20 protein-coding genes and 1 other RNA gene are annotated in these 22,343 nt (G+C 59.9%); 7 read left to right on the top strand and 14 right to left on the bottom strand.

Features of this window, described 5'->3' with window-relative positions:
* Positions 1-418: 418 nt before the first annotated feature.
* Positions 419-1,078: a VTT domain-containing protein gene (locus tag AUL39_RS00990; protein WP_059052738.1), complete on the bottom strand. Its 660-nt coding sequence runs from the start codon at positions 1,076-1,078 to the stop codon at positions 419-421.
* A 101-nt stretch (positions 1,079-1,179) separates the two neighbouring features.
* An RNA gene (gene ffs, locus AUL39_RS10760) (signal recognition particle sRNA small type) lies at positions 1,180-1,275 on the bottom strand.
* Between the two features lie 245 nt (positions 1,276-1,520).
* On the opposite strand from ffs, the gene AUL39_RS00985 reads away from it, so the two are divergent.
* From AUL39_RS00985 to AUL39_RS00970, 4 genes are all read left to right on the top strand, one after another.
* On the top strand, positions 1,521-2,240 hold the full coding sequence (locus tag AUL39_RS00985) for a GntR family transcriptional regulator (RefSeq protein WP_059054009.1): 720 nt from the start codon (positions 1,521-1,523) through the stop codon (positions 2,238-2,240).
* Between the two features lie 343 nt (positions 2,241-2,583).
* Positions 2,584-3,177 carry a hypothetical protein gene (locus AUL39_RS00980; RefSeq protein WP_059052736.1) on the top strand — a complete coding sequence of 198 codons (594 nt, stop codon included), beginning with the start codon at positions 2,584-2,586 and terminating at the stop codon, positions 3,175-3,177.
* A 122-nt stretch (positions 3,178-3,299) separates the two neighbouring features.
* The gene (gene amrA / locus AUL39_RS00975; RefSeq protein ID WP_059052734.1) at positions 3,300-4,703 is read left to right on the top strand and encodes an AmmeMemoRadiSam system protein A; all 1,404 of its coding nucleotides are present in this window, start codon (positions 3,300-3,302) and stop codon (positions 4,701-4,703) included.
* Positions 4,700-5,545 carry a radical SAM protein gene (locus tag AUL39_RS00970; RefSeq protein WP_059052732.1) on the top strand — a complete coding sequence of 282 codons (846 nt, stop codon included), beginning with the start codon at positions 4,700-4,702 and terminating at the stop codon, positions 5,543-5,545. Before amrA ends, AUL39_RS00970 begins: the two co-directional genes overlap by 4 nt.
* Before the next feature lie 8 nt (positions 5,546-5,553).
* Here the strand turns inward: AUL39_RS00970 and AUL39_RS00965 are convergent, their stop codons facing one another.
* The 3 genes from AUL39_RS00965 to AUL39_RS00955 all read right to left on the bottom strand — a co-directional run bounded on the left by AUL39_RS00965 (position 5,554) and on the right by AUL39_RS00955 (position 9,606).
* Entirely contained in the window at positions 5,554-6,915 is a 1,362-nt protein-coding gene (locus AUL39_RS00965; protein WP_235810715.1) for an ATP-binding protein, read from the bottom strand.
* A 370-nt stretch (positions 6,916-7,285) separates the two neighbouring features.
* A complete protein-coding gene (gene pgi / locus AUL39_RS00960) occupies positions 7,286-8,980 on the bottom strand; it encodes a glucose-6-phosphate isomerase (protein ID WP_059052728.1) in 1,695 nt (564 codons plus the stop codon).
* Between the two features lie 68 nt (positions 8,981-9,048).
* Complete coding sequence (locus AUL39_RS00955; RefSeq protein ID WP_059052725.1) at positions 9,049-9,606, bottom strand: hypothetical protein; 558 nt, start codon at positions 9,604-9,606, stop codon at positions 9,049-9,051.
* Positions 9,607-9,766: 160 nt separating this feature from the next.
* On the opposite strand from AUL39_RS00955, the gene trxA reads away from it, so the two are divergent.
* A complete protein-coding gene (gene trxA, locus AUL39_RS00950; RefSeq protein WP_059052723.1) occupies positions 9,767-10,087 on the top strand; it encodes a thioredoxin in 321 nt (106 codons plus the stop codon).
* Positions 10,088-10,202: 115 nt separating this feature from the next.
* Positions 10,203-10,883, top strand: a complete 681-nt coding sequence (locus AUL39_RS00945; protein ID WP_059052721.1) for a phosphatase PAP2 family protein — start codon at positions 10,203-10,205, stop codon at positions 10,881-10,883.
* A gap of 144 nt (positions 10,884-11,027) precedes the next feature.
* Here the strand turns inward: AUL39_RS00945 and AUL39_RS00940 are convergent, their stop codons facing one another.
* The 5 genes from AUL39_RS00940 to AUL39_RS00920 all read right to left on the bottom strand — a co-directional run bounded on the left by AUL39_RS00940 (position 11,028) and on the right by AUL39_RS00920 (position 16,920).
* Complete coding sequence (locus tag AUL39_RS00940; protein ID WP_082667161.1) at positions 11,028-11,768, bottom strand: Spy0128 family protein; 741 nt, start codon at positions 11,766-11,768, stop codon at positions 11,028-11,030.
* The gene (srtB, locus tag AUL39_RS00935; RefSeq protein ID WP_059052717.1) at positions 11,749-12,690 is read right to left on the bottom strand and encodes a class B sortase; all 942 of its coding nucleotides are present in this window, start codon (positions 12,688-12,690) and stop codon (positions 11,749-11,751) included. The genes AUL39_RS00940 and srtB overlap by 20 nt, the downstream gene beginning before the upstream one ends.
* On the bottom strand, positions 12,691-13,791 hold the full coding sequence (locus tag AUL39_RS00930; RefSeq protein ID WP_059052715.1) for a DUF7601 domain-containing protein: 1,101 nt from the start codon (positions 13,789-13,791) through the stop codon (positions 12,691-12,693). It lies immediately after the preceding gene.
* 61 nt (positions 13,792-13,852) lie between these two features.
* Positions 13,853-14,407, bottom strand: coding sequence for a signal peptidase I (gene lepB / locus AUL39_RS00925; RefSeq protein WP_059052713.1), 555 nt, complete (start codon positions 14,405-14,407; stop codon positions 13,853-13,855).
* Positions 14,407-16,920, bottom strand: a complete 2,514-nt coding sequence (locus AUL39_RS00920) for a VWA domain-containing protein (RefSeq protein ID WP_059052711.1) — start codon at positions 16,918-16,920, stop codon at positions 14,407-14,409. The genes lepB and AUL39_RS00920 overlap by 1 nt, the downstream gene beginning before the upstream one ends.
* A 638-nt stretch (positions 16,921-17,558) precedes the next feature.
* Between AUL39_RS00920 and AUL39_RS00915 the strand changes: the two genes are divergently transcribed.
* Positions 17,559-18,413 (top strand): LytR/AlgR family response regulator transcription factor, encoded by an 855-nt coding sequence (locus tag AUL39_RS00915; protein ID WP_059052709.1) that lies wholly within the window; start codon positions 17,559-17,561, stop codon positions 18,411-18,413.
* Positions 18,414-18,449: 36 nt separating this feature from the next.
* Here the strand turns inward: AUL39_RS00915 and AUL39_RS00910 are convergent, their stop codons facing one another.
* The 4 genes from AUL39_RS00910 to AUL39_RS00895 form a co-directional block, all read right to left on the bottom strand.
* Positions 18,450-18,911 (bottom strand): metallophosphoesterase family protein, encoded by a 462-nt coding sequence (locus AUL39_RS00910; RefSeq protein WP_059052707.1) that lies wholly within the window; start codon positions 18,909-18,911, stop codon positions 18,450-18,452.
* 28 nt (positions 18,912-18,939) lie between these two features.
* Positions 18,940-19,659, bottom strand: coding sequence for a LytR/AlgR family response regulator transcription factor (locus AUL39_RS00905; RefSeq protein WP_174519234.1), 720 nt, complete (start codon positions 19,657-19,659; stop codon positions 18,940-18,942).
* 85 nt (positions 19,660-19,744) lie between these two features.
* Entirely contained in the window at positions 19,745-21,085 is a 1,341-nt protein-coding gene (locus AUL39_RS00900; protein WP_059052705.1) for a sensor histidine kinase, read from the bottom strand.
* Complete coding sequence (locus AUL39_RS00895) at positions 21,078-22,301, bottom strand: glycosyltransferase family protein (RefSeq protein ID WP_059052702.1); 1,224 nt, start codon at positions 22,299-22,301, stop codon at positions 21,078-21,080. The genes AUL39_RS00900 and AUL39_RS00895 overlap by 8 nt, the downstream gene beginning before the upstream one ends.
* Positions 22,302-22,343: the final 42 nt, after the last annotated feature.

The raw sequence follows: 22,343 nt of genomic DNA, 5'->3' as shown, positions 1-22,343 counted from the left end.
AGGCCCCTCGCGGGATGCATCCGGAGGGAATGGGAGGAGAGAGCCGGATGCCGCGGCGGCGCCTATTGGGATGTGGGAGAGGTGCCGCTACAGCCTGAGAATAGAACCTGCCAGGCCGTTGGCTGTTCCCTCGTCACAAGATGCACTCCAAAAGGCACAAACTGCACGTTGGCTTCCCCGACCGGCAAGGAAGCCATTTGTGGGTCCGTGGGTTAGAGCTCAGCCAGTGGTTTTGGTGCCGCGGCAAGCCATTCCGGCGCCGTATTTCACCGTTTAGGAAAATTCCGAACGTTTAGACCACCCTAAACGTTCGGAAACGGCGGAACAGAAACAAAACCGCAGAATTGGAACGTTTAAGCCTCCTTAAACGTTCGAAAAAAGCGCCAACAGCCGCCGGGGCCAGCACCCCGACCGCGCCCTACTCCGCGTCGGCAGCCTTCTTGGCTCCCATGCGCGCACGAATTGCCCCGGCAACCGCAGGAATCACGGACACCAGGATGATGCCCACAACGACCAGCTCGAAGTGCTCCTGCACGGCAGGAATGCCGCCAAAGAAGTACCCCAGCAGCGTGAAGAGCGTGGACCACGTGATGCCACCCAGCACGTTGAAGATCACGAAGTTGCGCCAATGCATGCCGCCCATGCCCGCGATGAAGGGCACGAACGTGCGGATGAACGGGAAGAAGCGCCCCAGGAAGATGGCTAGGTGCCCCCACTTGTCCAGGAACTTCTCGCTCTTCTCCATGCGCTCTGGGGTCATGGCCTTGACCTTGCCCGAAGCCACAATCCGCGTCCCAAAGAAGTGCCCAATCATGAAGTTGCACTGGTCGCCCAGGATGGCAGCGACCCAAGCCACGCCGAGAAGCGCAAAGATATTGAACCCGCCGCCCTGCGCAAAGAACCCGGACGCAAACAGCAGCGAGTCACCCGGTAGGAACGGGAAGAACACGACGCCCGTCTCGACAAAGATGATGAGAAACACGAAGCCGTACGCGGTGAGAGGGCCGGCGGCGATCCAGCTCGCAATGGCGGCACGCGGGTCGCGAAGCAGGTTGGCAATGAAGTCAACGAATCCCATAGACAAACTCCCTGTTCAGGCAAAGTAGGCCAGGCACGACAATCGGTCTACAAAAAAGCCCCAACGGCCGTGGTGCGCGCGACCCATGGGGCATGACAGCGCGCTCGATGGGAACGGGTGCCCGCCAGAGGCCCCTTATGGCTGCTGCCTCCCGGCCCTGACCAGGTTCGAGGTGTTGCGTCACCCGCACCCATCCAACGCGCTGGAGAACACTGTACCAAAGAAGGGGCCGCGTCACTCTCGCGCCACGAAAACGCGACAAAGAGCGAGGGAGCGAGAATGCCCCCGAATCACCCATCGCCGCCAGCCATCGCCACGCTTCTATTGACCGAGAAATAGCTTTGCTTTGGGCGTTAATTCAAGAAGTGGGCGTTTATCACAGCTGCGAGAGGCAGGCACTCGGTTTACAGTTGATATGTCTATTACTGAGAGGGGCGAGAACGTGCTCAAGTATCAAATTGTCATTGATGACCTGCGCCTGGCGATAAAGAACGGGACATATCCGGCATACTCCCAGCTTCCCTCGGTAAACAAGCTGTGCGAGCAGTACAACGTGAGCAAGATCACCATCAACAAGGCGCTGGGCGAGCTTGAGGCGCAGGGGCTCATCTCGCGCCGACGCGGGTCTGGCTCGTTTGTGAAGAAGGTAGAAACTTCAACTACCGCTGCAGACGCAAACGACACCTCCGGCCAGATGACGGGCTTTCTCGCCGAGCACCAGGCACGCGGCGAATCCGTACAAACCGTGGTCTACGACTTCTCCGTTGTTCGTCCGCCGCACCACGTGGCCGAGGAACTTGACGTGGACGACGACTCCTTCACCTACCACGTATGTCGCGTGAGGTGCGCAAACGAGAAGCCCCGCGTGATCGAGTACATCTACATGCCCATCGACGTGGTAACGGACCTCAAGCTCAAGAACGTGCAGAATTCAATCTACGCGTTTATCGAGAAGGACCTGGGACTCAAGATTGCCAGCGCACACCGCATCATTCGCGCCGTGATGCCCTCGGCTGAGGAGCGCAAGCGGCTCAACGTCCCCGAGGGGGAGCCCCTGCTGGAGGTTGAGCAGGTGGGGTACCTCGATGACGGACGGCCGTTTGAGTACTCCGTCTCGAGGCACGTCAGCGACTACGAGTTCCACTCGATCTCAACGAAGTAGGGCGCGGGGTTCTCGGCGATAATGGACGAGGGCCCACGGATTGATCAGATCCGAAGGCCCCCACTTTTGGCAGCTGCCAAGCTGTTTAAAGCTCACGCAGGTCGCAGCGCAAGGCCTTTGCCAGTCACGCCGCGCTCCTCTGCTCGATGTATATGATTCCCCATCGTGGCTTTCTCAACCATGCCGCGGGCGCGAGCGGTCCTTTTCATCGGAGAAGCACACGCAGCAGACAATTCGCCCACAACCCCAGACCCAGTCCGGCAAACCACATACGGCGGCGACCGCCTTGCGTGCCCCGATGCGCTACCATGCTGCACGTATGCGAAGGCAGCAAGGAGGACCCATGGCTAAGAAGCCCAGCGCAAAGGCTCGCAAGGCAAACGAGGAAGCCGTTCGCCAGTCAAAGCTAGACGAGAAGTACGGCAAGCCGCTCTTCTCTCTCACCTATGACATGAACGAGTACGAGCTGGCTCGCGCAGCCAACCTCTATGGCCCCGACCGCATGAAGGACATCTTCAACGGTGCCGCGATTCTCTCGCTTGCCCTGCTCATCCTGGTTCTGGTTACCATGAGCGAGAACATCGTGCTTACCATAGCCCTGCTGGTCATTGCCGTTATCACGTCCTCCATCACCACAAGCTGGAGCCGCTTTGCAACCTTCCTTGCACGCAAGAGCACGCTGGGGCTTGTTGGTGAGGACAACCGTCGCCACATTGTGGTGACCGAGGAAAAGGTGGTAGAGGAAGGGCCCGACGACCGCGTGGTTGAGTACCCTCTCTCCGAGCTTAAGCACTCCCGCTCGAGCAACGAGGCAACCGTTGTCGACTTTGGCAACAAGCGCTGCGTCTACATTCCGCGCGCACCCATGAGCGAGGGCCGTTACCAGGCGCTTGTTCGCTTCTTCATCGATCACGAGCCCAAGAAGGGCAAGCGCTAGGCCGAAAAGCACGCCTCGTCGCCGCTAACGCGCGGCGCCGTCCATCGTCCGAACGCCGAAATTGGTATGCATGGGCCCTCGCAACGGGTATTGACTCTGGTAGCGACCAAGGAGGTCCTGCCATGAGCATTGTTGCCGCATTCGCCGTTCCGCACCCGCCGCTCATTATTCCGGGGGTAGGTTCTGGCAAGGAGAAGATTTCTGCCACCATCACCGCGTATGACGAGGTGGGGCGTCGCATTGCCGAGCTTGCACCGGACACGGTGGTCATCTCGAGCCCGCACGCCATCATGTATGCGGACTACATCCACATCTCCCCCGGACGTGGGGCGCAGGGTGGCTTCTCGATGTTTGGCGCGCCGCAGGCCCGCTACGAGGCGGTCTATGACCAGGAGTTTGTTCGCGCCCTAGCGCACGCCTGCAAGCTGGAGGGTCTCTCGGCTGGCTGCGAGGGCGAGAGGGACCCAACCCTCGACCACGGCACCATGATTCCGCTCCACTTCATCCAGCGCCACACCAAGGACTTCCAGGTGGTGCGCATGGGCATCTCGGGCCTCTCGCCAGCAGACCACTACCGCATGGGCATGCTGGTACAGCGCACCGCACGCGAGCTTGGCAGGCGCGTGGTCTACGTAGCCTCCGGCGATCTCTCGCACAAGCTGCTCGAAAGCGGCCCGTACGGCTTTGCGCCGGAAGGTCCGCAGTTTGATGAGAAAGTCACGCAGGCCTTCTCGACCGGCGACCTCCTGCCCCTGCTCACTATGGACCGCGGCTTTGCCGAGCGCGCAGCCGAGTGCGGTTTGCGCAGCTTCCAGATAATGGCGGGCGCACTTGACCGCACAGCCATCAAGCCTGAGCTTCTCTCCTACGAGGGTCCCTTTGGCGTGGGGTATGGCGTGGCGGCATTCACCCCCGTGGGCGAAGAGGGTGCAGACGAGAGTCGCGCGCTTCTCGAGCAATACGAGGCCTTCCACAAGGCAGACCTGGCCCACCGCAAGGCGGCAGAGGATCCGTACGTCTCGCTGGCGCGCCTCTCGCTCGAGACGTACGTTCACGAACGGCGCCGCATCTCGCCGGATGAGAAGCCCAACCTGCCGGCAGAGCTGCTCTCTTCCCGTGCCGGTGCGTTTGTCTCGCTCAAGAAAAACGGTGAACTGCGCGGCTGCATTGGCACCATCGCACCGGTGCAGGACAACCTTGCCGAGGAGATTTGCGCCAATGCCATCTCGGCCGGGCGGCACGACCCGCGCTTTCCGCCGGTCACCGCCGACGAGTTGGGTGAGCTTGTCTACGACGTGGACGTGCTGGGCGCGCCGGAGCCCGTGGAGTCCGCAGATCAGCTGGACCCCAAGCGCTATGGCGTCATCGTAAGCTGTGCGGACGGCAGGCGCGGGCTTCTCCTGCCAGACCTCGACGGTGTGGACACGGTATCTGAGCAGCTGCGCATTGCTGCCGGCAAGGGGCACATAGACCTTAGGCGCGACGATTGCACGCTTGAGCGCTTTGAGGTTGTGAGGCACACGTGAGCCGCAGCGCAACATGCGACGTCTGCCGGCGCCACTGTGTGATTCCAGAAGGCGGGGTGGGCTTCTGCCGTGCGCGCACCTGCCAGGGCGGAGACGTGGTAGCGGGGAACTACGGCCGGCTCACCTCGGTGGCAATCGACCCCGTTGAGAAGAAACCGCTGGCAGAGTGGCATCCTGGCGCACGCGTGCTCTCGGTTGGGAGCTATGGGTGCAACATGCGATGCCCCTTCTGCCAGAACTTCGAGATATCGCAGGAGGGCGCCGACGGCGTCCCCTGGCGTGAGGTCTTGCCGCAGGAGCTGGTTGATTTGGCGCTAGAGTGCGCCGAGCGCGACCCGGGCATCATAGGCATTGCGCATACCTACAACGAGCCCCTGGTTGGCTGGGAGTACGTACACGACTGCTCGGTGCTGGCCCACAAGGCGGGCCTTGCCAACGTGCTGGTGTCCAACGGCTGTGCCAGCACCCATGTGATTGACACGCTGGCCCCGCTTGTGGACGCCGCGAACATCGATCTCAAGTGTTTCTCGGCCGAGGGCTACCGCGAGCTGGGTGGCAGCTTTGAGGACGTGAGACACACCATCGAGGCGCTGGGGACGAGTAGCACGTGCCATCTTGAGGTGACCACGCTTGTGGTGCCCGGGGTCAGCGACTCTCAGGCCGCCATGCGCCAGGAGGCGGCGTGGCTCACCAACGTGAGCAAGGAAATCGTGCTGCACGTCACACGCTTCTTCCCGCGCTGGCACATGGCAAACGCCCAGCCTACGCCGGTAGCAACCGTGATGCGCCTGGCAGACGTGGCGCGAGAGTACCTGCCGCACGTCCACGTGGGCAACTGCTAGGGTCGGGGCTAGCATCCTATCGTGAAGGCTGCGTACAGAGGCAGTGACCTAAGCTCAGTGCCCGTCTCGTTGGTACTCCGCGAGAAGTTTTGCTCTGAGAGCCTTATGGCATACGGTGATCCTCCCTCTGCCATAAGGCGCTGCAGGCTCTTCGCACGCACGTTGCGCGCCGACTTGACCTCAACAGGCACTACCTCGGCGTGGTCGTTCTGAAAGACGAAGTCAACCTCACCACGTGACGAGTCCTCCTCTGGCATCCAGTAGAACGTCTTGATGTCATTTGCCTGCAGGGACTGCATCACGAAGTTCTCGGCAAGAGCACCACGGAAGTCGGAAGAGAGCTGTGAGGCAATCGTGGCGTCCAAGAAGAGTGACGGGGCAATGCCAAATTTCTTGAACATAATCCCCGTGTCCGCAACGTATACCTTGAAGTAACTGCCTTCCTCGTCGTTATATGGGCTGAGCGGGACATGCGTATCCTTGGTGAGTTCGTTGCGAGTCACAACGCCAGCGGCCTCGAGCCATTCTAATGGCTCCAACAGACGAGCGCGCCGACCACCGCGCACAACGTCGGCGTACTTGAACTTCTTGGTGGAGGAGCGAAGGAGCTGCTTGGGCAGGCTATCCCAAATACGCTTAGCAGAAATCCCACTGATGCCATTCTCGGGATCTGTCATGTCCGCCGTATAGGTGGCGTCAATCTCCGCAAGTTCTTCCATGGCCATGTCAAGCGAGCCGGTCTCAAGCCACTCGCGAAGAGGCATAGGCATGCCTCCTACCACCAGGAAGCGGTGATAGAGATCGAGCGCATGCTCGTGAAGCACGTACGGCTCGCAGCTTTGTGCATGTTCGCGTATGGCGTTTGCCATGGCCTTCTCGCCAGATGCCCAAAGGAACTCTTCAAAGTCCATGGGGTGCATCTCAAGCTGACGAACGCCCGAGGGGAACGGGAGACGGCGGCTTTTTGTGGTCACGCCCAAGAGGCTTCCGCTCGCGATGACACGCCATGGCGAGCCGGAGAAGAACCTCAGGGAATTGAGAGCCTTCTCAGACAGCTGAACCTCGTCAAAGAAGAGCAGGGTGCGCTCAGGATCAAGCGAGAGGCGCTTGTACTCAGCGATTCTCGACGCAATGCGATTGAGGTCATCAGTGGGACCGTCGAAGATGCGCTCGATGTTCTCTAGGTCCGTCTGGAAGTCGAGCTTGACGAATCCCTCACCCGCGAGCGCTTTCCCCACGTGCTCTATAGCGCTGGTCTTTCCCGTGCGGCGGGCGCCGCGAATAAGCAGCGGATGCGTGTCGCCGCGCTTGAACCAAGCGCGAATGGCATTCTCGATCTTTCTCCCCATGTAAAACGAGTCCTGTGACAAAGTCTCCTCCATCCCCGCCCAAGCTCATCAACTATAAATGTAGGTTTATTCTAACAGGATGTACACGTTTTTCTGTCATTTCGTGTACAGGCTGTACACGTTTTTAATTCATTTCGTGTACAAGACGTACACGAAATGACACTCTCATCGCCTGAGGGGTCGTGGATCGGAACCGCGGCGTGCCGCCGCTGCAGAAACGCACGCTCCGGCGAGAAAACGGCGCCCGAGAGCCCCATTTGTACGCACTTGCTTAGAAAACGGGCCTTCCGGCGTCGAAATGACGCCCGAAGGCCCGCTTCATACGTAATCGCTGCGGTAACGCGCTCTCCGGCGCCAATATAGCGACGGAGAGAACGCCTGATCGCCGTGCCTACTCCCTGTGAGCGCGATAGAACGCGATGAGCGCCTGGGTCGACGCGTCCTGCTGCGCCAGCGCCTCGTCGTCGTGGAACGCGGGCGTAATCTGCTTGGCAAGCTGCTTGCCCAGCTCAACGCCCCACTGGTCGAAGGAGTCAATCCCCCACACCGTACCCTCGACAAACACGATGTGCTCGTAAAGCGCAATGAGCTCGCCCAGCGCGTGAGCATCAAGCTTGACGCCAAAGATTGACGTAGTGGGGCGGTTGCCAGAGAAGCAGCGTGCAGGCACCATCCACTCGGGCGTCCCCTCGGCGCGGACCTCGTCGGCAGTCTTGCCAAAGGCGAGGGCCTTGGTCTGCGCAAGGAAGTTGGAGAGGAACAGCTCGTGCACGTCCTGCTCGCCATCCTTGGCGGGGTTGGCCGTATTCGCAAAGGCGATGAAGTCCGCGGGGATAAGGTGCGTGCCCTGGTGAATGAGCTGGTAGAACGAGTGCTGGCCATTGGTGCCTGCCTCGCCCCAGAAGATCTCGCCGGTAGTGGTGGTAACCGGGGTGCCATCCCAGCGCGTGGACTTGCCGTTGGACTCCATCGTGAGCTGCTGGAGGTAGGCCGGGAAGCGATGCAGATACTGGTTGTACGGAAGCACCGCGTGGCTCTCGGCGCCGAAGAAGTTGTTGTACCACACGTTGATCAGGCCCATGAGTGCCACGACGTTCTTCTCGAGCGGCGTCTCGCAGAAGTAGCGGTCAATGTCATGGAAGCCGGCGAGAAACTCCTCGAATACCTTGGGACCAAAGGCAATGATGAGCGAGAGGCCCACCGCGGAGTCCACGGAGTAGCGCCCGCCAACCCAGTTCCAGAAGCCAAAGGCGTTCTGCGGGTCAATGCCAAAGTCCTCGACCAGCTTGAGGTTGGTGGAGACGGCCACAAAGTGGTGCTTCACTGCCTCTGCCACAGAGGCATCGGAGCCGTCGATGGCACCGGAAGCCTTAAGGCCGTTGAGCAGCCACGCCTTTGCCTCGCGCGCGTTGGTCATGGTCTCAAGCGTAGTGAAGGTCTTGGAGACGACAATCACCAGCGTGGTCTCGGGGTCGAGGCCCTTGACCTTCTCAGAGATGTCGTTGGGGTCGATATTGGAGACGTAGCGCACGCTGATGCCGGCGTCCGCGTAGGGCTTCAGGGCCTCGTAGACCATGACCGGACCAAGGTCGGAGCCGCCAATGCCAATAGAGACCACGTTCTTGATAGCCTTGCCCGTGACGCCCTTCCACTCGCCAGAGCGCACGCGGTCGGCAAAGGCGTACATGCGGTCGAGAACCCCGTGGACGTCGGCCACGCAGTCCTGTCCGTCCACCACAAGCTTGCCGGCGTCCGCGGCAGGGCGACGCAGCGCGGTATGCAGCACGGCGCGATCCTCGGTGGTGTTGATGTGGACGCCCTCGAACATGGCCGTGCGGCGATCCTCCACGCCCGTCTCGCGCGCAAGGTCGCACAGGAGCTTGATCGTCTCCTCGGTCACCAGGTTCTTGGAGAGGTCAAAGTGCAGGTCGTTGAGGTCAAAGGAGAACTTGTCCACACGGTTTGCATCCTCGGCAAACCACTCCTTGAGACTAATGCCATTTGCAACCAGCTTGTCGTGGTGGTCCTGAAGCGCCTTCCAAGCAGCGGTCTTGGTGGCGTCGACGGGTGCGGGAATATTTGGCATGGCGTTGCTCCTTGTCACACTGGACAACATACGTATTAAGGATACCGCGTATGCCGGAGACCGGAGCGCTAGAAGGGCTCTCCCAGGGGAGGTATCTGCTTGAGCCGCGCCCACATAAGCTGCTTTTTTCGCTGGTCGCCAAGGGCGTTCGCAAAGCCGCCCAGCGCCAGCACGCGCACGCCTCGCACGTAGACAACATAACCGGGCTCAAGCATTGCTTCCGAAAAGCTCTGGAGGGCAGCAAGATCATCTGCATAGGCGTCACGCACAGCCTGCGCAGCGGCATTGTCGCAGCACACAACGGTTGCGGGGTCAAGCGCCGCAAGCGCCTCCCGTACGAGGGATGCAGGCAGCGCGCCGGGGGTGCCGGGCGCCGGAAGGCAGAGCGTGCACCAGTCCTCTGGCTCGTAGCCAAGCTTGTCGAGCGACTTTCTCAGCGCCACGCCATCTGGGCCAGAGAGAAGCTCTGCACCAGCCTGCTCCTCGGGCGAGAGCTCGCCCTTGGCAAGAACAACAGCCGAGAAGGCATTGCCACCCATGCGCACGCCTCGCGCCGCCAGGCCAGATAGCTCCGCCCGCGCCTTCTCCACGTACGCCTCGCGACGCCTGTCTCGCTCCGTTGCCATTGCACCCTCCCCGGATGCCGCTTGCCAAGGCAAGCGACCGTTCACATGTGATAATGGAGATAGCATTTTGCACCCCATGTCACACCCAGTGTAAATCGGGTATAAGCCCTCTCGACACGAAACCGCGGGCGAAGGCGTCCGCATCCGCTGGGAGGCAGACATGGCTACAACCCCTATCACCACCGACAAGTTCGATTCCGTAGTTTCTGGCTCTGCGAAGCCTGTTCTCGTTGACTTCTGGGCCTCTTGGTGCGGCCCCTGCCGCGCGCTTGGCCCCGTTGTCGAGGAGATCTCTGGCGAGCTGAGCGACAAGCTCGACGTCTACAAGTGCAACGTGGACGAGGAGGCGGACCTTGCCACCAGGTTCCGCATTGTCTCCATCCCCACGCTCATCCTGTTCAAGAACGGCAAACCCGTTCACACCATGGTGGGCAACATGCCTAAGGCCGAGCTCAAGAAGGAGCTTGAGGCCTACCTGTAAGGGCGGTTTAGGGTCACGCAATCGCAGCATGCCCTAGACTTGTACGTAGCGCAGGGCGGATGCCTTTCGGCGTCCGCCCCTTTTTGTATCTGGTCATCGTGGAAAGGACTCGCACATGGCCGACCATCTAGCAGAGAAGGGCCACGCCTTTAGAAGGCTTGTGCGAGAGAACCTTCGCCTCATTCTTGCGGCAGTGGCGGCCTGCGTCTTTATCTGGCTTCTGGAGGAGGTTGGCGAAGGCGAGCTCACCAAGCTGGATGCCGGTGCCTACCAGCTCTTTGTTCAGGACCTACGCCAGCCGTGGCTCACCCCGTACATGGAGTCGATTTCCGAGCTGGCACAGCCGGTGGTACTTCTCGTCATGCTGCTGGCCGTAGAGGCATTTGCCCCGGGGCGCAGGCCTGGCGCATGCGCGGCAGTGAACCTGGTGTGCGCCGTGGCGCTCAACCTCCTGCTCAAGCAGTTGGTCCAAAGGCCCAGACCTGACGGATTCCGCCTTATTGCCGAGACTGGCTACAGCTTTCCCTCCGGACACTCCATGGTAGCCATGGCGTTCTACGGACTTCTCGCCTGGATGGTCTGGCACTACGAACGCGACCGGTTTGTGCGCTGGTTCTGCGTGATTGGCTTTGGCCTGGTGATTGTCCTTATCGGCATTAGCCGCATCTACCTAGGCGTCCACTATGCGTCAGACGTTATTGCCGGCTTCTGCGTGTCGCTCATCTGGTTGGCGCTCTATACCAAGCTCGTGGTGCCACTCATGCTGGATGAAGGGAACGTCACGGCGCAGGAGTGACGCCCGAGCAGCGACTTTGTACGGGATTGCTGCAAAAGCGTGCCCTCCGGCGCCGAATTGACGCCGGAGGGCACAGCGGAGCGATTCTTTTGTCGAAAAGAAGACTTCGGGCGTCGCGCAAGCGCCAAACGCCCAACGCCGCGCTTACGACCTCGCCTCGCGCTCCTTCTTCTTGCGACGAATGGCCATGACGATAAGCACAGCGCCACCAATGCAGATTGCAGTGCTCAGCTGGATGAGCCCCCATGTAGCGTCACCAGCCACAGGAAGCTTGACGCCCAGAATCTCGACGGGCTTCTCGGGCCCTGGCACAGGCTCGGGCTGGCCCTCAAAGCTGTGCGAGAACGACGCAGTGTCCGGCTTATAGCCATCAGACTCGCGCCTAATCACCACGTGCGATACCGCAAGGCCGTCATCGGTGTTGTTAACCTCAATCTCAACGTCGTAGACAGTATCGTCCACGGTGAGCCCTTCAGTCCCCGAGGGATCCGTGACGCAACGCAGCTGATAGGAGAAGACGCCCGCGTGCGAGAAGGTCAGTGCATCAGCTGCAGCAGCGTTCCCCAGCGTCAGCGAAATGTCCTTGCTCGTATCCCCATCCAGGGTAAACGTGTAGGTATCGCCCTCCGCATTAGCTGGCAGCGGCGCCACGCCGTCCCTCCCTGCAACGCGCGTGAGCTGGTAGGTGAAGGTGCTGCTCAGCTCCTCGGGGACCATGCCGGTCTTCGAGAACTCCTGCCCCACGGTGAAGTGGTCGACAACGGCTGCAAGCGCACGCGAAGGCGCGGCGAGCAGGGCAACCGCAATGGCCATCGCAAGCATGCAGACGGCAGCGAGGGCATGCGCCCGCGCCCGTGCGTACAGCCTATCCTCTATCGCGCCCATCTATCCTTCTCCTCCTGTTGTTCCCGCTGCGTTTCCGCGATGGTGCGCCAACCACCCACGCAATGAGCAGGAACACGAGCAACCCAATACCAATCTTTGCCCATAGCGCCAAACCCTTGTCGGCGGTGCCGGAAAGCGTCCTGGAGACACTCTCGTCGGTGAAGGTGTTCTCGTACGTCTCGTCCGTGATGCGAGCCACCACAATGTGGCGGTCATTGGTCCCGGACCCGCACGTCGAGAGCACCAGCACGTGATCGTTCTCGCCGATCGCACCATCTCGCCAGAACTTGGCGTGGGCCTTTAGATAGGCTAGGAACTCAGCCATAGATGGAGAGCTCCCAACCGTCGTGCTATAGACAACTTCGTCGTACGCATCGGCAAGAAGGTAGGCGCATATCTCAACGCCGTGGTTTTTGCCGCCGTAGTAGATGTTGCCGTACCTGTGCTGCCAGAAGAATTCCTCGTCACCAAACTTGTCCAGGTCGCCAAACATGAGGGAGTTCTCCATGTGGTGGCCAAAGATCACCGTGCTTGGGTCTGTGAAGTCCCGCGCATTGCGGTAATCCAGGAAAAGCGAGCCAGAAAGGGCAAACTCGCCCTTTGCGTTGGTGTTGAGGTACTTCTCGTTGTCTGGCCCCTGAACCAGCGGGTAGTCAACGCCTGTTCCGTAGAGCGTGAGCCAACCAACCACGTCTGAGTTGGATGCCGCAAGCTCTTCGAAGCTTGGGTCGTTATTCTCTGCCGGACGATACGAGGCAAAGTTCTCCTCGCTTGCCTGGCCCTCCACCCGGTTGTTGTCGAACACAGAGTAGGCGGTAAAGAGAACAACGAGCAGCAACACAGAGAGAACTATCCCGTCGACCAGCCAATTAGCGAGTCGTAGGGCCCCACGGGCCAGCCGACGGGATAGCGAATGGGGCATTTACTTCTCGAGCTTCCTCTTAGCAGCACCGTAGGCAACAACGCCGGCGACGGCAACGCAGCCCAGCATGATGAAGGGCAGGTTGTTGATGATGAGGCCCGTGGGGGTCACGTCCGAGTGGGTGTTGGTCATGGTGCCGTTGTTGGTCTTCTCACCAATGAGCAGGTTGTCCTGAGAGGTGCTCTCGGCGCCGTTGGCAGTAGCCTTCCAGGACTGGGTGTAGCCATCAACCTTAGTCTCCTGGACAGAATAGGTGGTACCAACGAGAACGTTGGAGAAGGTAACGCCCTTGGCGTCGGCAGCCTTGAAGGTGACGGTACGGGTAGTAGCGCCGTCAGCAGCATCTGCGAACTGAATGTCGGTAGCACCATTAGCGGTCGCAGTGATAGCGTTCAGAGCCTGCGCAGCAGTCTGCCCGTTGGGAAGCACAGAGGGAGCGGTGAAGGTCACCGTGAACTCGAACTGCTTGCTCTTGTCACCCTGCTTGCCCTCAACTGCCTTGGTGATCGTGAGGTCAGTGTTGTTCTCAGTAGTGTTCTCGGTGTACTTGTTATCGAACTCGATAGCGCTTGCCTTGTCGGTGTCGGTGTTGGCGGTGGAGTTCACGTCACCCTTGGCGATTACAAAAGAGCTGAACTCAAGACCATTGTCGCCGTTAACAACGGTAGCAATGAGGGTGTAGACCTGCGGGTCATCCTGGAAGGTGCCAACGCCGGTGTTCTGCGTGGTGTTTTCCTTGATGGTCCAGGCGTAGACGCCAGCGTGCGCAAAGGCGCTGGCATCAGACTTGCCGCCAAAGGTGATGGCACCAGTGCCAGTGTTCTTTGCGGTGTTGGACGCATCAGTCAGCGTGATGTCAGCAATCGCGGCGGTGGGGCCGTCGGTGTAGGTCATCTCGTTGCCAACGCCAGTGGTAAGCGCCTTAGGCGTAATGGTATACGTGAAGGTCGCCGACACCGTGGAGCCCGGGTTGAGGTCGAGCTGCTTCTGGACCTGCGGTACAGTCGCAGTCGCTGCCAGCGCGGTGCTTACGCCGCCAAACAGAGCCGCAACAAGCGCAATTGCGGATGCAAGTGCGACAAACCCTCTGTTCTTTCTCATCTCATCTTCCTTTCGACGTGCGCCCCAGGGGACGCGACTTGCCTTGTCTATCACACGGCTCTCAGAAGTTCCTTCTCCTGATCACCGTCATGACCTTTCCTTCCGTGCTCGTGTCGATGTCCACCGGGCCGTAGAGCCTGCTGTCCTTCGACTCTGGGCGGTTGTCGCCCATCACGAACACCTGACCTTCGCCTACCGTCACTGGATACGTGATGCCTTCCGTAAACGGCAGCGTCTCGGTGTATATCTTGTCTTCGCTCTGCAGGTAGCCGTTGATTACCAGCCCGTCTGAGGAGAACTCCACCGTGTCGCCCGCAACCGCAACAACCCTGCGGAGCTCCTTGGAGTCGCCGTCGTCGACCACAATCACGTCACCGGCGGCATAGGTCTTCTCCAAGCGGTAGTACACGACCAGATCCCCCTCTCTGAGCGCTGGCGACATGCTCTCGTCAGGCGCTTGGAACAGACCAAAGACGAAGAGGAACACCATTGCGACAAAGCCCAGAACAAACGCGATCTTGAGGACGAGAAGAAGAAGCTCCGCCGCAAGCGACGGCTCCGAACCTTCGTCCGTGGGCTCTGCGCTCCCCGACGTAGGGGCAAAGTGGCTGGGCATCACTCCCCTCGCACGCCGTGACGCCGGGTTATGGCAACGCACAGGACGGCGGTGATGGCACCCACGCCCAACACTGCGGGCAGGATGGGAATCCCCTCATTGCCGTCGAGGCCAGTGATAGGAACCAGTGGCTTGGAGTTCGTGAAGCTCACCTTGGTGTCACCGGAGAGGCTGAACCTTGCCTCAGAGCCGGTCTGCTCGGATGCGTCCCCAACCTTATACGTGGCGGTGTAGCCATCACCGTTAGCCTCGGTGATAGTGACCTGGTCACCGGGGAGCAGGGCACCGCTATCTGGCGCAATGGTCTTGCTGTCGCCATCCTTGAGCGTGTATGTCTTGTTATCGATGACGGTCTGATCGCCGCGCTTCACGGTGACGTTGAACGTGAACTCCTTGGTCTTGTCGGCAAGGTCGCCCGTTACAGTCTTCGAGAGCGTGAGCGTAGGATGCTCGCGGTTGGTGACAACAATGTCCTTGTCGTCAGCTCCCTGGTGGACGGTAAAGCTGTTGGTGACGTCATCGCCCACCTTCACCTCGGTGGTGTAGTCATCCTTGCTCTTGCCATCGGGGTAACCGGTCTCTGTGGCGGTATAGGTATCCTCCCAACGCAGGTTGGTTAGGACCTTCCTGTCGCCAGGCTTGAGGGTATAGGTCTGATCATAGGCCTCTCCGCTCTTGGCATCTCCCTTTACGTTGACAGAGAACTCCTGGTCGCTGTTCGTGACTTCGTTACCGTTCTTGTCGTAGAGCTTCTTCTGCACCACGAGCAGGACGGGGTCGACGGTAGGCGAAACAAACTCCCCCGTTTTGTCAGCACCAGTAGCGTCCTTGTAATTGATGGTTGTCGTGCCATTGGTCTTGTACGACTTGCCATCTGCCTCCGGTGTTGCCGTGAGAATGCTGTCGTCAATCGTGACGCGATAGGTAAGCTTAGCGTACTTGACCGTGGGGTCGTCATCGATGGTGTTAGAGAGCGTTCCGACTTCCCAGTTGATGGTCTTCTTATCCGCATCGTACGTTGCGGTTCCCTGGCTTGTCGTTATGCTGTCCACGCTGCCAGCAGGAATCGTGAAGCCCGTACCCATGGGATCGGTAACACTGGCGTCCTGTACCGCCGCCTTGATGTTGCCGGCTATCTCTGTAAAGATCTTCTTGAGTTCCTCTGGCTTTTCCGTCGACTTTGCGTGGTTGTGATCTGTTGCGCATTGAGAAAGGACGCTCTTACCCGTGTCGCCAGCATTCACTGCAACGGTCCACATGGTGTAGCCAGCGTTCTTCGCGATGGTCGCCTCGGCGATGGTGCTGTTGCCGTGGTTGTAGTACCACCGATTCCGTCTGTACCATTCCCCAAAGGTCTGCAGAGAATTGCCCTCTCCCACTGCTTTCGGGTAGTTGAATTCTGTGGAAGGAACGCTGGTGTTCGTGTCGTAATGCCAGCCGGTCCACCCACCAACATAACCGTTGTCGACGTAGCCATACACAAGATTGGTTAGATAGTTCGTAGGGTTTTTGATGTCATAGCTATACGTAGGCTCGCCATCGGACAGAAGCACGATGTTCTTAACGTCTGCGTTAGAGTTTGCGAGAAGCGTCTCAGCCTGCTTGATGCCGGCTTGAGTGAAGGTTCCACCGTCAGCGTAAATACGATTGATGGCCCTGTTGAGGGCGGACGAATCGTTGGTAAGCCCTTGGTCAATCGTCACGCCGCGTGCGAACGAGACGATTGCGATACGCGTGTGCTCGTCAGGCAGAAGCGTGCTCACGAATTGTTTTGCCGCTTCTTTGGCAGCTTTCATGCGGCCGTTATCGTCCATGCTGCCCGAACGGTCTATCACAAGCACGATGTCGCTCGTCTTGGTGGTGTCCTTGCCCTCAACACGCACCGTGACATCCCAGGTGTTGACCATCCCGTCAACGGCAGTTGCGGTCTTCGAAAGCTTTACCTCGCCGGGCTGGGTGGGGTGGCCTGAATCCGCCGTAGGCAGCGCCATGAGCCTCATGCTAAGAAGGCGGCTCGGTGACGGAGAAGAGCCAAAGTCCACCTCGGGATAGACGCTCTCGTCTATGGTGCCGTCCCCCTCTTCGGGGCCGGTGAGGTGATCGGGGTTCAGACCAAGATCCGTATCGTCCGTGCTTGCGGATCCAGAACTGCTGGTATCTACCGCCTTGAAGTTGGCGACGTATGTGGCCGTCTCTTTGACAGGGGCAAAAGTAGCCTCTGTGCTCACCTCTTCGCCATCGCGCGTCCAGTCGACGAAGACGTAGCCATCAGCTGGGGTTGCTGTAACGGCAGCCACTTCGCCTTTATCATGTGCCGAGAAAGTCTGAACAAGATCCTCTTCGGGGCCAACGGCACCGCCTTCGCCCGCCTTGAAGGTGATTGTGGTAGATGACGCATCCGCGTCCTCAGCGGCATATGCCTGCCTGCCGGCAAGCCCTAAGCCAGCCACCATAAGCGAAACGACAAGCACCGCCAGGGCAACAAGCGATTGCCTCGCGAGCTTTCTCCTCATGTGACCAGCCCCTTACTTGTAGTGTGTGTAGCGTTCGTTTTGTGAGGGTCGAGCCGGCAATAGGCCGCACGAAGGGACAAATCAGAGCCAAAGCCCCTGTAATGCAGGCCTAAGGACCGGCCAGCCAAAGTGCGACCGAGTCGTTCCCCTTTCACGTTTCTATCAGATGGGTTGCAGGGTACTTCGACTTTGGTCCCAAAAAGCATAATTTGAGTATGAAACACCGTTTTGTAGAGAATTCCAAAGTCGTCAGCCCCGCGCATGCCCCGTCGTGGTATATGGAGACGACCATGGAGCACCTAGTCGATGTCACCCAATGGGCATCATCACAGGCGCCATTGTAGGCCCCGTGGGCCACTGCCTTGTGTTTAGCCGCTGGTCTAGCAGTGAAGATTCGCCATCCGTATGTAATTCTATGTATATATAGTTGACGATATGACCAATTAATGCATTATGTATTTATGTGGGCAAATGGGTTATTTATGGTCTTAAGGGGTAGTAGTTAGGTCTTATTTTCCCATTCTCACCTACTGTGACGCTTCATGTCATACACTGGGTCAACGCAACTTCCGGTAGCGCTGATAAACATTTATGCAATGCATATTTATGTCTTGCACTTGGAGAGGGGTGAGCTCGTGATGACAGTCCATAGCGTGCTTGACCTGAGTACCCTGGTACTTGTCTCGTGTACGTCGGGAATCCCCGAGCAGTGCGCCCCTTACCTCGCAGATGGCTTCACCTTTGTGGAGCCCTTTGGCAAGGGGAGCACGGCCGGCATGCACGCATTCATGGACTACTTCTCTAGGATGGCACCGCTCATCACCAAGCTGGACCTCTCGTTTGGCTGCCCCGTTCTGGTCTTTCAAAACGGCGAGACCTCCGTGGTGTTCATTGGGAGCGCCTCGGGCGAAAGGCATCTTACGGTGTCCCCACGCGCAACGCTCGTTTGGAGCACCAGCACTCCCGAGAAACCCCAGCTCGTTCACATGCACTTCTCGATTCCACCGATCGAGAAGCGCAGCAATTCGTTTATTCCAATCAACTCGCTGCTCGACTCTGCTGACACCAGAGTTCCCGAGTATGCTTCGCTCATCTACATCCGTGACATCGGGGGAGTTTCTCACGCAGTGCATCCCGACGCCGTTGTGTACCTCGAGGCAGCCCACCAGTACGTGGATGTTCACCTGCTGAGAGAAACGTTTCGCACCAGAAGTTCGCTTTCTGCAATGCTGGACAGGCTTCCAGCCACGTTTGTGCGCGTGCACCGCAGCTTTGCGATCAACGCCAAGCTCGTCACGTCCATGTCGAGCAGCAAGATCACCATGTCAAACGGAGAGCAAATCTACGTTCCGGTTAAGCGCCGTACAGCCGTGAGGCACCAGCTTCGCGAGGCAATGGAGGTCAACCCTTACAACGACGCGCCGGCAGCTCATGCCCAGGCGACGGGGGAACCCACGACCAGCGAAGCCACGTCCTCAGCAAACCAGCTGTAGCCACCCACGGCCTCCGACCTTTTCGGAACGCGCGCCTTACTCGGCCTCTTCCAAAGGAATGATGCGAGCCGAGACGACCTTGCCTTCCTCGCAGATGATGCGTCCCATGCTGGGGCCGCCGGAGCGCGGGTAGGTGGGGCTTCCGGGATTCATCATCAGCACGCCAGTTGCACGGTCCTTCTCGACGAACGGGCGATGCGTGTGGCCGCAGATGGCAATGTCGCAGAGCTTGAGGTCTAGCCGCTCGCGGTAATGGCAGACCTCCCAGCGCAACCCGCTCGAGAAGAAGATCTTGACGCGCTTGACCTCGGGGCCAAAGTCGTAGGACCAGTCGTTGTTGCCTAGGCACAGCTGGACCGGGGCTATCTGGCTAAGCGTACGGTAGTCCGAGGCAGAGCAGATGTCGCCCGCATGAACTATGGTGTCCGCACCTTGGAGCTGGTCGAGCAGCCTCTTGGAGAGGTATCCGTGCGTGTCCGAGATGATGTCGTAGCGCATCCGTGCTGCCTCGCTACCCACTAGGCCTCTACAGTCCAAGTGCGCGCTTGAGGGCAACCACGCGACGGCGCGAGACCGAGATCTTCTTGCCCTCAATGCCGTTGATGCCAAGCTGGAGTATGCCGCTGGACACGACCTCTACGTCCTCGACGTACTCGAGGTTCACGATGTAGCCGCGGTGCACGCGGAAGAAGCCATGCGGCGCGAGCTTCTGCTCGAGCTTGGCAAGCGAGATGGTGGAGAGGTAGCGGTCGTCATCCGTGTAGATGCAGGAGTAGTCGTCCTTGGCCTCGATGTAGCGAATCTGGTCGATGGGCACAAGGACCTTGCGGCCACTCTTCACCACGGGGATGCGCTCAACCGAGGAGTGGGACTGCGGCTGTGGCTTGACGCGCGACTGGACCTTGTCCAGGGCCTGGTTAAGACGGTCCGTCTCCACCGGCTTCATGAGGTAGTCGATGGCGTCCACGTCAAAGGCCTCAAGCGCATACTCGCTGTAGGCAGTCACAAAGACAACGGCGGGCGGGTTCTTGAGCTTGTGGAGTGCCTCCGCAAGCTGCATGCCGTTGGTCTTGGGCATAGAGACGTCCAGGAAGATGACGTCTGCGCGTGCCTCCATGAGCCGCTCTACCGCTTCGCGTGCGCTTGACGCCTCGGTGATGGCATCCACGCGCCCGGTCTCCTCGAGGAGGTAACGCAGCTCGGAACGGGCGGGAGCCTCGTCATCGACAATCATCGCACGCAGCATTGCAACAACCTACCTTCCGCTGCGGCACACATCCCGCCGCAGACACGCAAAGAAGCATCTTTGCCTACCGTTTACCGTTAGTATGCTACCCCTTGGACCCGTTATGCAACGTCAGGGCCGCCTCGCCCAGTCGCAGGGTCACGCAGGTCCCCTCTCCAGGCTTGGAGATAATCTCCACGCCCGAGCCGGTGCCGTAGAAGCGCTCCACGCGCTCGGCAACGTTCTTGAGGGCGATGCCCGTCCCCTTCTCCTCGCCACTGGGCTTAGAGGCCGCGGCAAGTAGCTTGTCTGCCGTCTGCTGGTCCATTCCCAGGCCATCGTCTGCCACCGCTACCAGCACGTCATTGCCGTCCACGGCAACGTGGATGTCTATGTGAAGGGCACCTTCCTCGCGCATGGCGTGACGCACGGAGTTCTCCACGATGGGCTGCACCAGAAACGAGGGCACGGGGAGGCTCTCGCAGCCAGGCTCCACAAACTCCTCCTCCACAATGCGGTCCTCGCCAAAGCGCGCCTTCTCAATCTTGAGGTAGCGGCGCGTCTGCTCCAGCTCGCGCGAGAGTGGGATAAGCTGGTCAGACCCCTCAAGCGTGCGGCGGTAGAAAACCGAGAACTCGCGGAGAAGGTCACGTGCCTTGGTTGGATTGGTGCGCGTGAGCGATGCGATGGTGTTGAGGGTGTTGAAGAGGAAGTGCGGGTTGATCTGCGCCTGGAGTGCCTTTACCTCCGCACGGGCGAGAAGCTCGGCCTGCCGGTCCAGCTCGTAAGACGAGAGCTGCGTCGAGAGAAGCTCTCCGAAGCCCTTCGCAATGGCCAGCTGCGTACGGTCGATGTCTGTGCCGCTGCGGTAGTAGAGCTTGATGGTACCCATGGGCTCATCCTGCACGAGGAGCGGCACGATGATGCCAAACGTGCGCCCAGAGCGGTTCTGCACCAGGTTGAAGTGACGCGTGGTCTGGTCGCCATCGTCCATCGAGACGAAGGTCTCCATGCGCTTGCTCTCGAGGACCTCAAGCGTGGGTACCGTGTTCTCGCTGCCCGGGGCCGTCCCCACGCCATGCTCGCCCTCGTAGGCAAGGACCTTCTTTGTGTTGGTGACGGCTATGCCAACGGCTGCCGTCTCGGGAAGGAGCAGTCTGCAGATGTGTGCTGCGTTATCCGGCGTGAGGCCATGGTTGCAGCTGCGAAGCGTCTCGGAGGCAATGGCAAGGGTTCTCTCGGTCGCCTCGGCACGCATGGTGTCTGGCACCAAGTTGATGGTGCCAAAGGAAACAATCACCACGGCAAGTCCCGCGCCCGAGAGCATGGACGCAATCACGTTGCCCTCTGCAACGCCCCAGGCAACAAGGAGGAGCAGCGCGGCGGTCACGGCGCTGAGAATAACGTTCACCGAGTTTGGAGAGAGCGAGGTCGAGCGATCACTCATGCGAGCTTCCTTTCGCGGGCGTGCCTGTGCTCAGGAGCTCACGCTGGAGATAGCGACTGTTCCAGATAGACGAGGCGATACTTGGCCAGATGGTTGCAAACGAGAGGTAGCGTGTAGAGGCCTCCTGCGCGTACCTATCCGCCTCGCGGCAACCGGTGCGAAGGATGCGCAGGTTGTCGGCACGGTCGCGCCCCACAAGGGCGCGGCGGGCGGCCGTTGCCCTCACGCGTGAACGCACCTGTGGGGTAAGCCACGGGCCGGGGTACGGCATGAGCGATTCGGGTGTAACGGTACGCAGGTCGCGGCGGGCGTTCATGGCCTCGAGCTTGCGGTATTCGTAAAACCAGCGGTAGACGTCCTGCATGAAGATGGAGGGCGTGGGCGCCATCTCCTCGGGCGGCTGCATGCGCACGTGCCATGTGTTGTCAAACCACACGTCGATGCCATTGGCGCGCAGGTCGAGGAGATAGTCGAGGTCTTCTCCGCGCGTGATGTAGGGATCGAAGGGAACCCGCGTGAAGGCAGAGGCGTGGATGGAGCAGCAACCGCCGCAGAGGTAGCTCGAGCGGAGTATGCGGGTGGGCGAGGTGAGGTAGCGCTTCATCATCTCATTGAAGCCCGCGTGCTTGGACCACAGCTGCTCGCACCACTCCTTCTGGACCGGCGCGTAGGGGGAGCTGCGCACGTCCACGTAGCAGCCGCTCTTGGCAAGGATGGGGAGGTTCTGGCGGGTGAGGGAGTCCAGACCGTAGACAGCGTCGATGAGGTAGTCCTCGTTGAGAGCCACCTCATCATCGTCCATAAAGACCACGGCATCGTGGCCAAATGCCGAGGCCACAGCCAGCCCCATGTTGCGTATGGCGCCACAGCCGCGAAGCGCTATGGGGTCTCCCTGCAGCTTGGCGTACATGCCGGCGCACTGCTCCTGGACTGCGGCAGCTTCCTCGTCGCCAATGACAACGGGGTTCAGGTCCATGTGGTTGCGGCAGACGGAGTTCACGCGAGCGCGGGCTGCTTTGGCACACGATGGTGCCGCGACGAGAAGCACAATCACGCGGTCCACGCCTCGCACCTGCTCAAGTGACGAGAGACACATTTCAAGTTCTGGCAGCGGCTTGGTGATGGGCGTGGAGTAGTCGTAGGAGCCGCGTTCTCCCAGCCGGCCGTGAGACTGGCTCTCGGCCCAGTACGAGGGGATCACGATGACGGGATTCACGGCAGCCTCCGGTTGAACGAACGATGATCGCAGCTTTGCGCA

Origin of the sequence: Tractidigestivibacter scatoligenes (assembly GCF_001494635.1) — a bacterium.
GTDB classification, from domain to species: Bacteria; Actinomycetota; Coriobacteriia; order Coriobacteriales; family Atopobiaceae; genus Tractidigestivibacter; species Tractidigestivibacter scatoligenes.
Note: the sequence above shows the minus strand (reverse complement) of the source record. Positions and strands in the feature narration are given on the sequence as shown.

Coding starts and splice junctions, on each gene's coding strand:
- AUL39_RS00990 (WP_059052738.1), bottom strand. CDS start 1,078: ATGGGATTCGTTGACTTCATTGCCAACCTGCTTCGCGACCCGCGTGCC.
- AUL39_RS00980 (WP_059052736.1), top strand. CDS start 2,584: ATGGCTAAGAAGCCCAGCGCAAAGGCTCGCAAGGCAAACGAGGAAGCC.
- amrA (WP_059052734.1), top strand. CDS start 3,300: ATGAGCATTGTTGCCGCATTCGCCGTTCCGCACCCGCCGCTCATTATT.
- pgi (WP_059052728.1), bottom strand. CDS start 8,980: ATGCCAAATATTCCCGCACCCGTCGACGCCACCAAGACCGCTGCTTGG.
- AUL39_RS00955 (WP_059052725.1), bottom strand. CDS start 9,606: ATGGCAACGGAGCGAGACAGGCGTCGCGAGGCGTACGTGGAGAAGGCG.
- trxA (WP_059052723.1), top strand. CDS start 9,767: ATGGCTACAACCCCTATCACCACCGACAAGTTCGATTCCGTAGTTTCT.
- AUL39_RS00945 (WP_059052721.1), top strand. CDS start 10,203: ATGGCCGACCATCTAGCAGAGAAGGGCCACGCCTTTAGAAGGCTTGTG.
- AUL39_RS00940 (WP_082667161.1), bottom strand. CDS start 11,768: ATGGGCGCGATAGAGGATAGGCTGTACGCACGGGCGCGGGCGCATGCC.
- srtB (WP_059052717.1), bottom strand. CDS start 12,690: ATGCCCCATTCGCTATCCCGTCGGCTGGCCCGTGGGGCCCTACGACTC.
- AUL39_RS00930 (WP_059052715.1), bottom strand. CDS start 13,791: ATGAGAAAGAACAGAGGGTTTGTCGCACTTGCATCCGCAATTGCGCTT.
- lepB (WP_059052713.1), bottom strand. CDS start 14,407: ATGCCCAGCCACTTTGCCCCTACGTCGGGGAGCGCAGAGCCCACGGAC.
- AUL39_RS00920 (WP_059052711.1), bottom strand. CDS start 16,920: ATGAGGAGAAAGCTCGCGAGGCAATCGCTTGTTGCCCTGGCGGTGCTT.
- AUL39_RS00915 (WP_059052709.1), top strand. CDS start 17,559: ATGACAGTCCATAGCGTGCTTGACCTGAGTACCCTGGTACTTGTCTCG.
- AUL39_RS00910 (WP_059052707.1), bottom strand. CDS start 18,911: ATGCGCTACGACATCATCTCGGACACGCACGGATACCTCTCCAAGAGG.
- AUL39_RS00905 (WP_174519234.1), bottom strand. CDS start 19,659: ATGCTGCGTGCGATGATTGTCGATGACGAGGCTCCCGCCCGTTCCGAG.
- AUL39_RS00900 (WP_059052705.1), bottom strand. CDS start 21,085: ATGAGTGATCGCTCGACCTCGCTCTCTCCAAACTCGGTGAACGTTATT.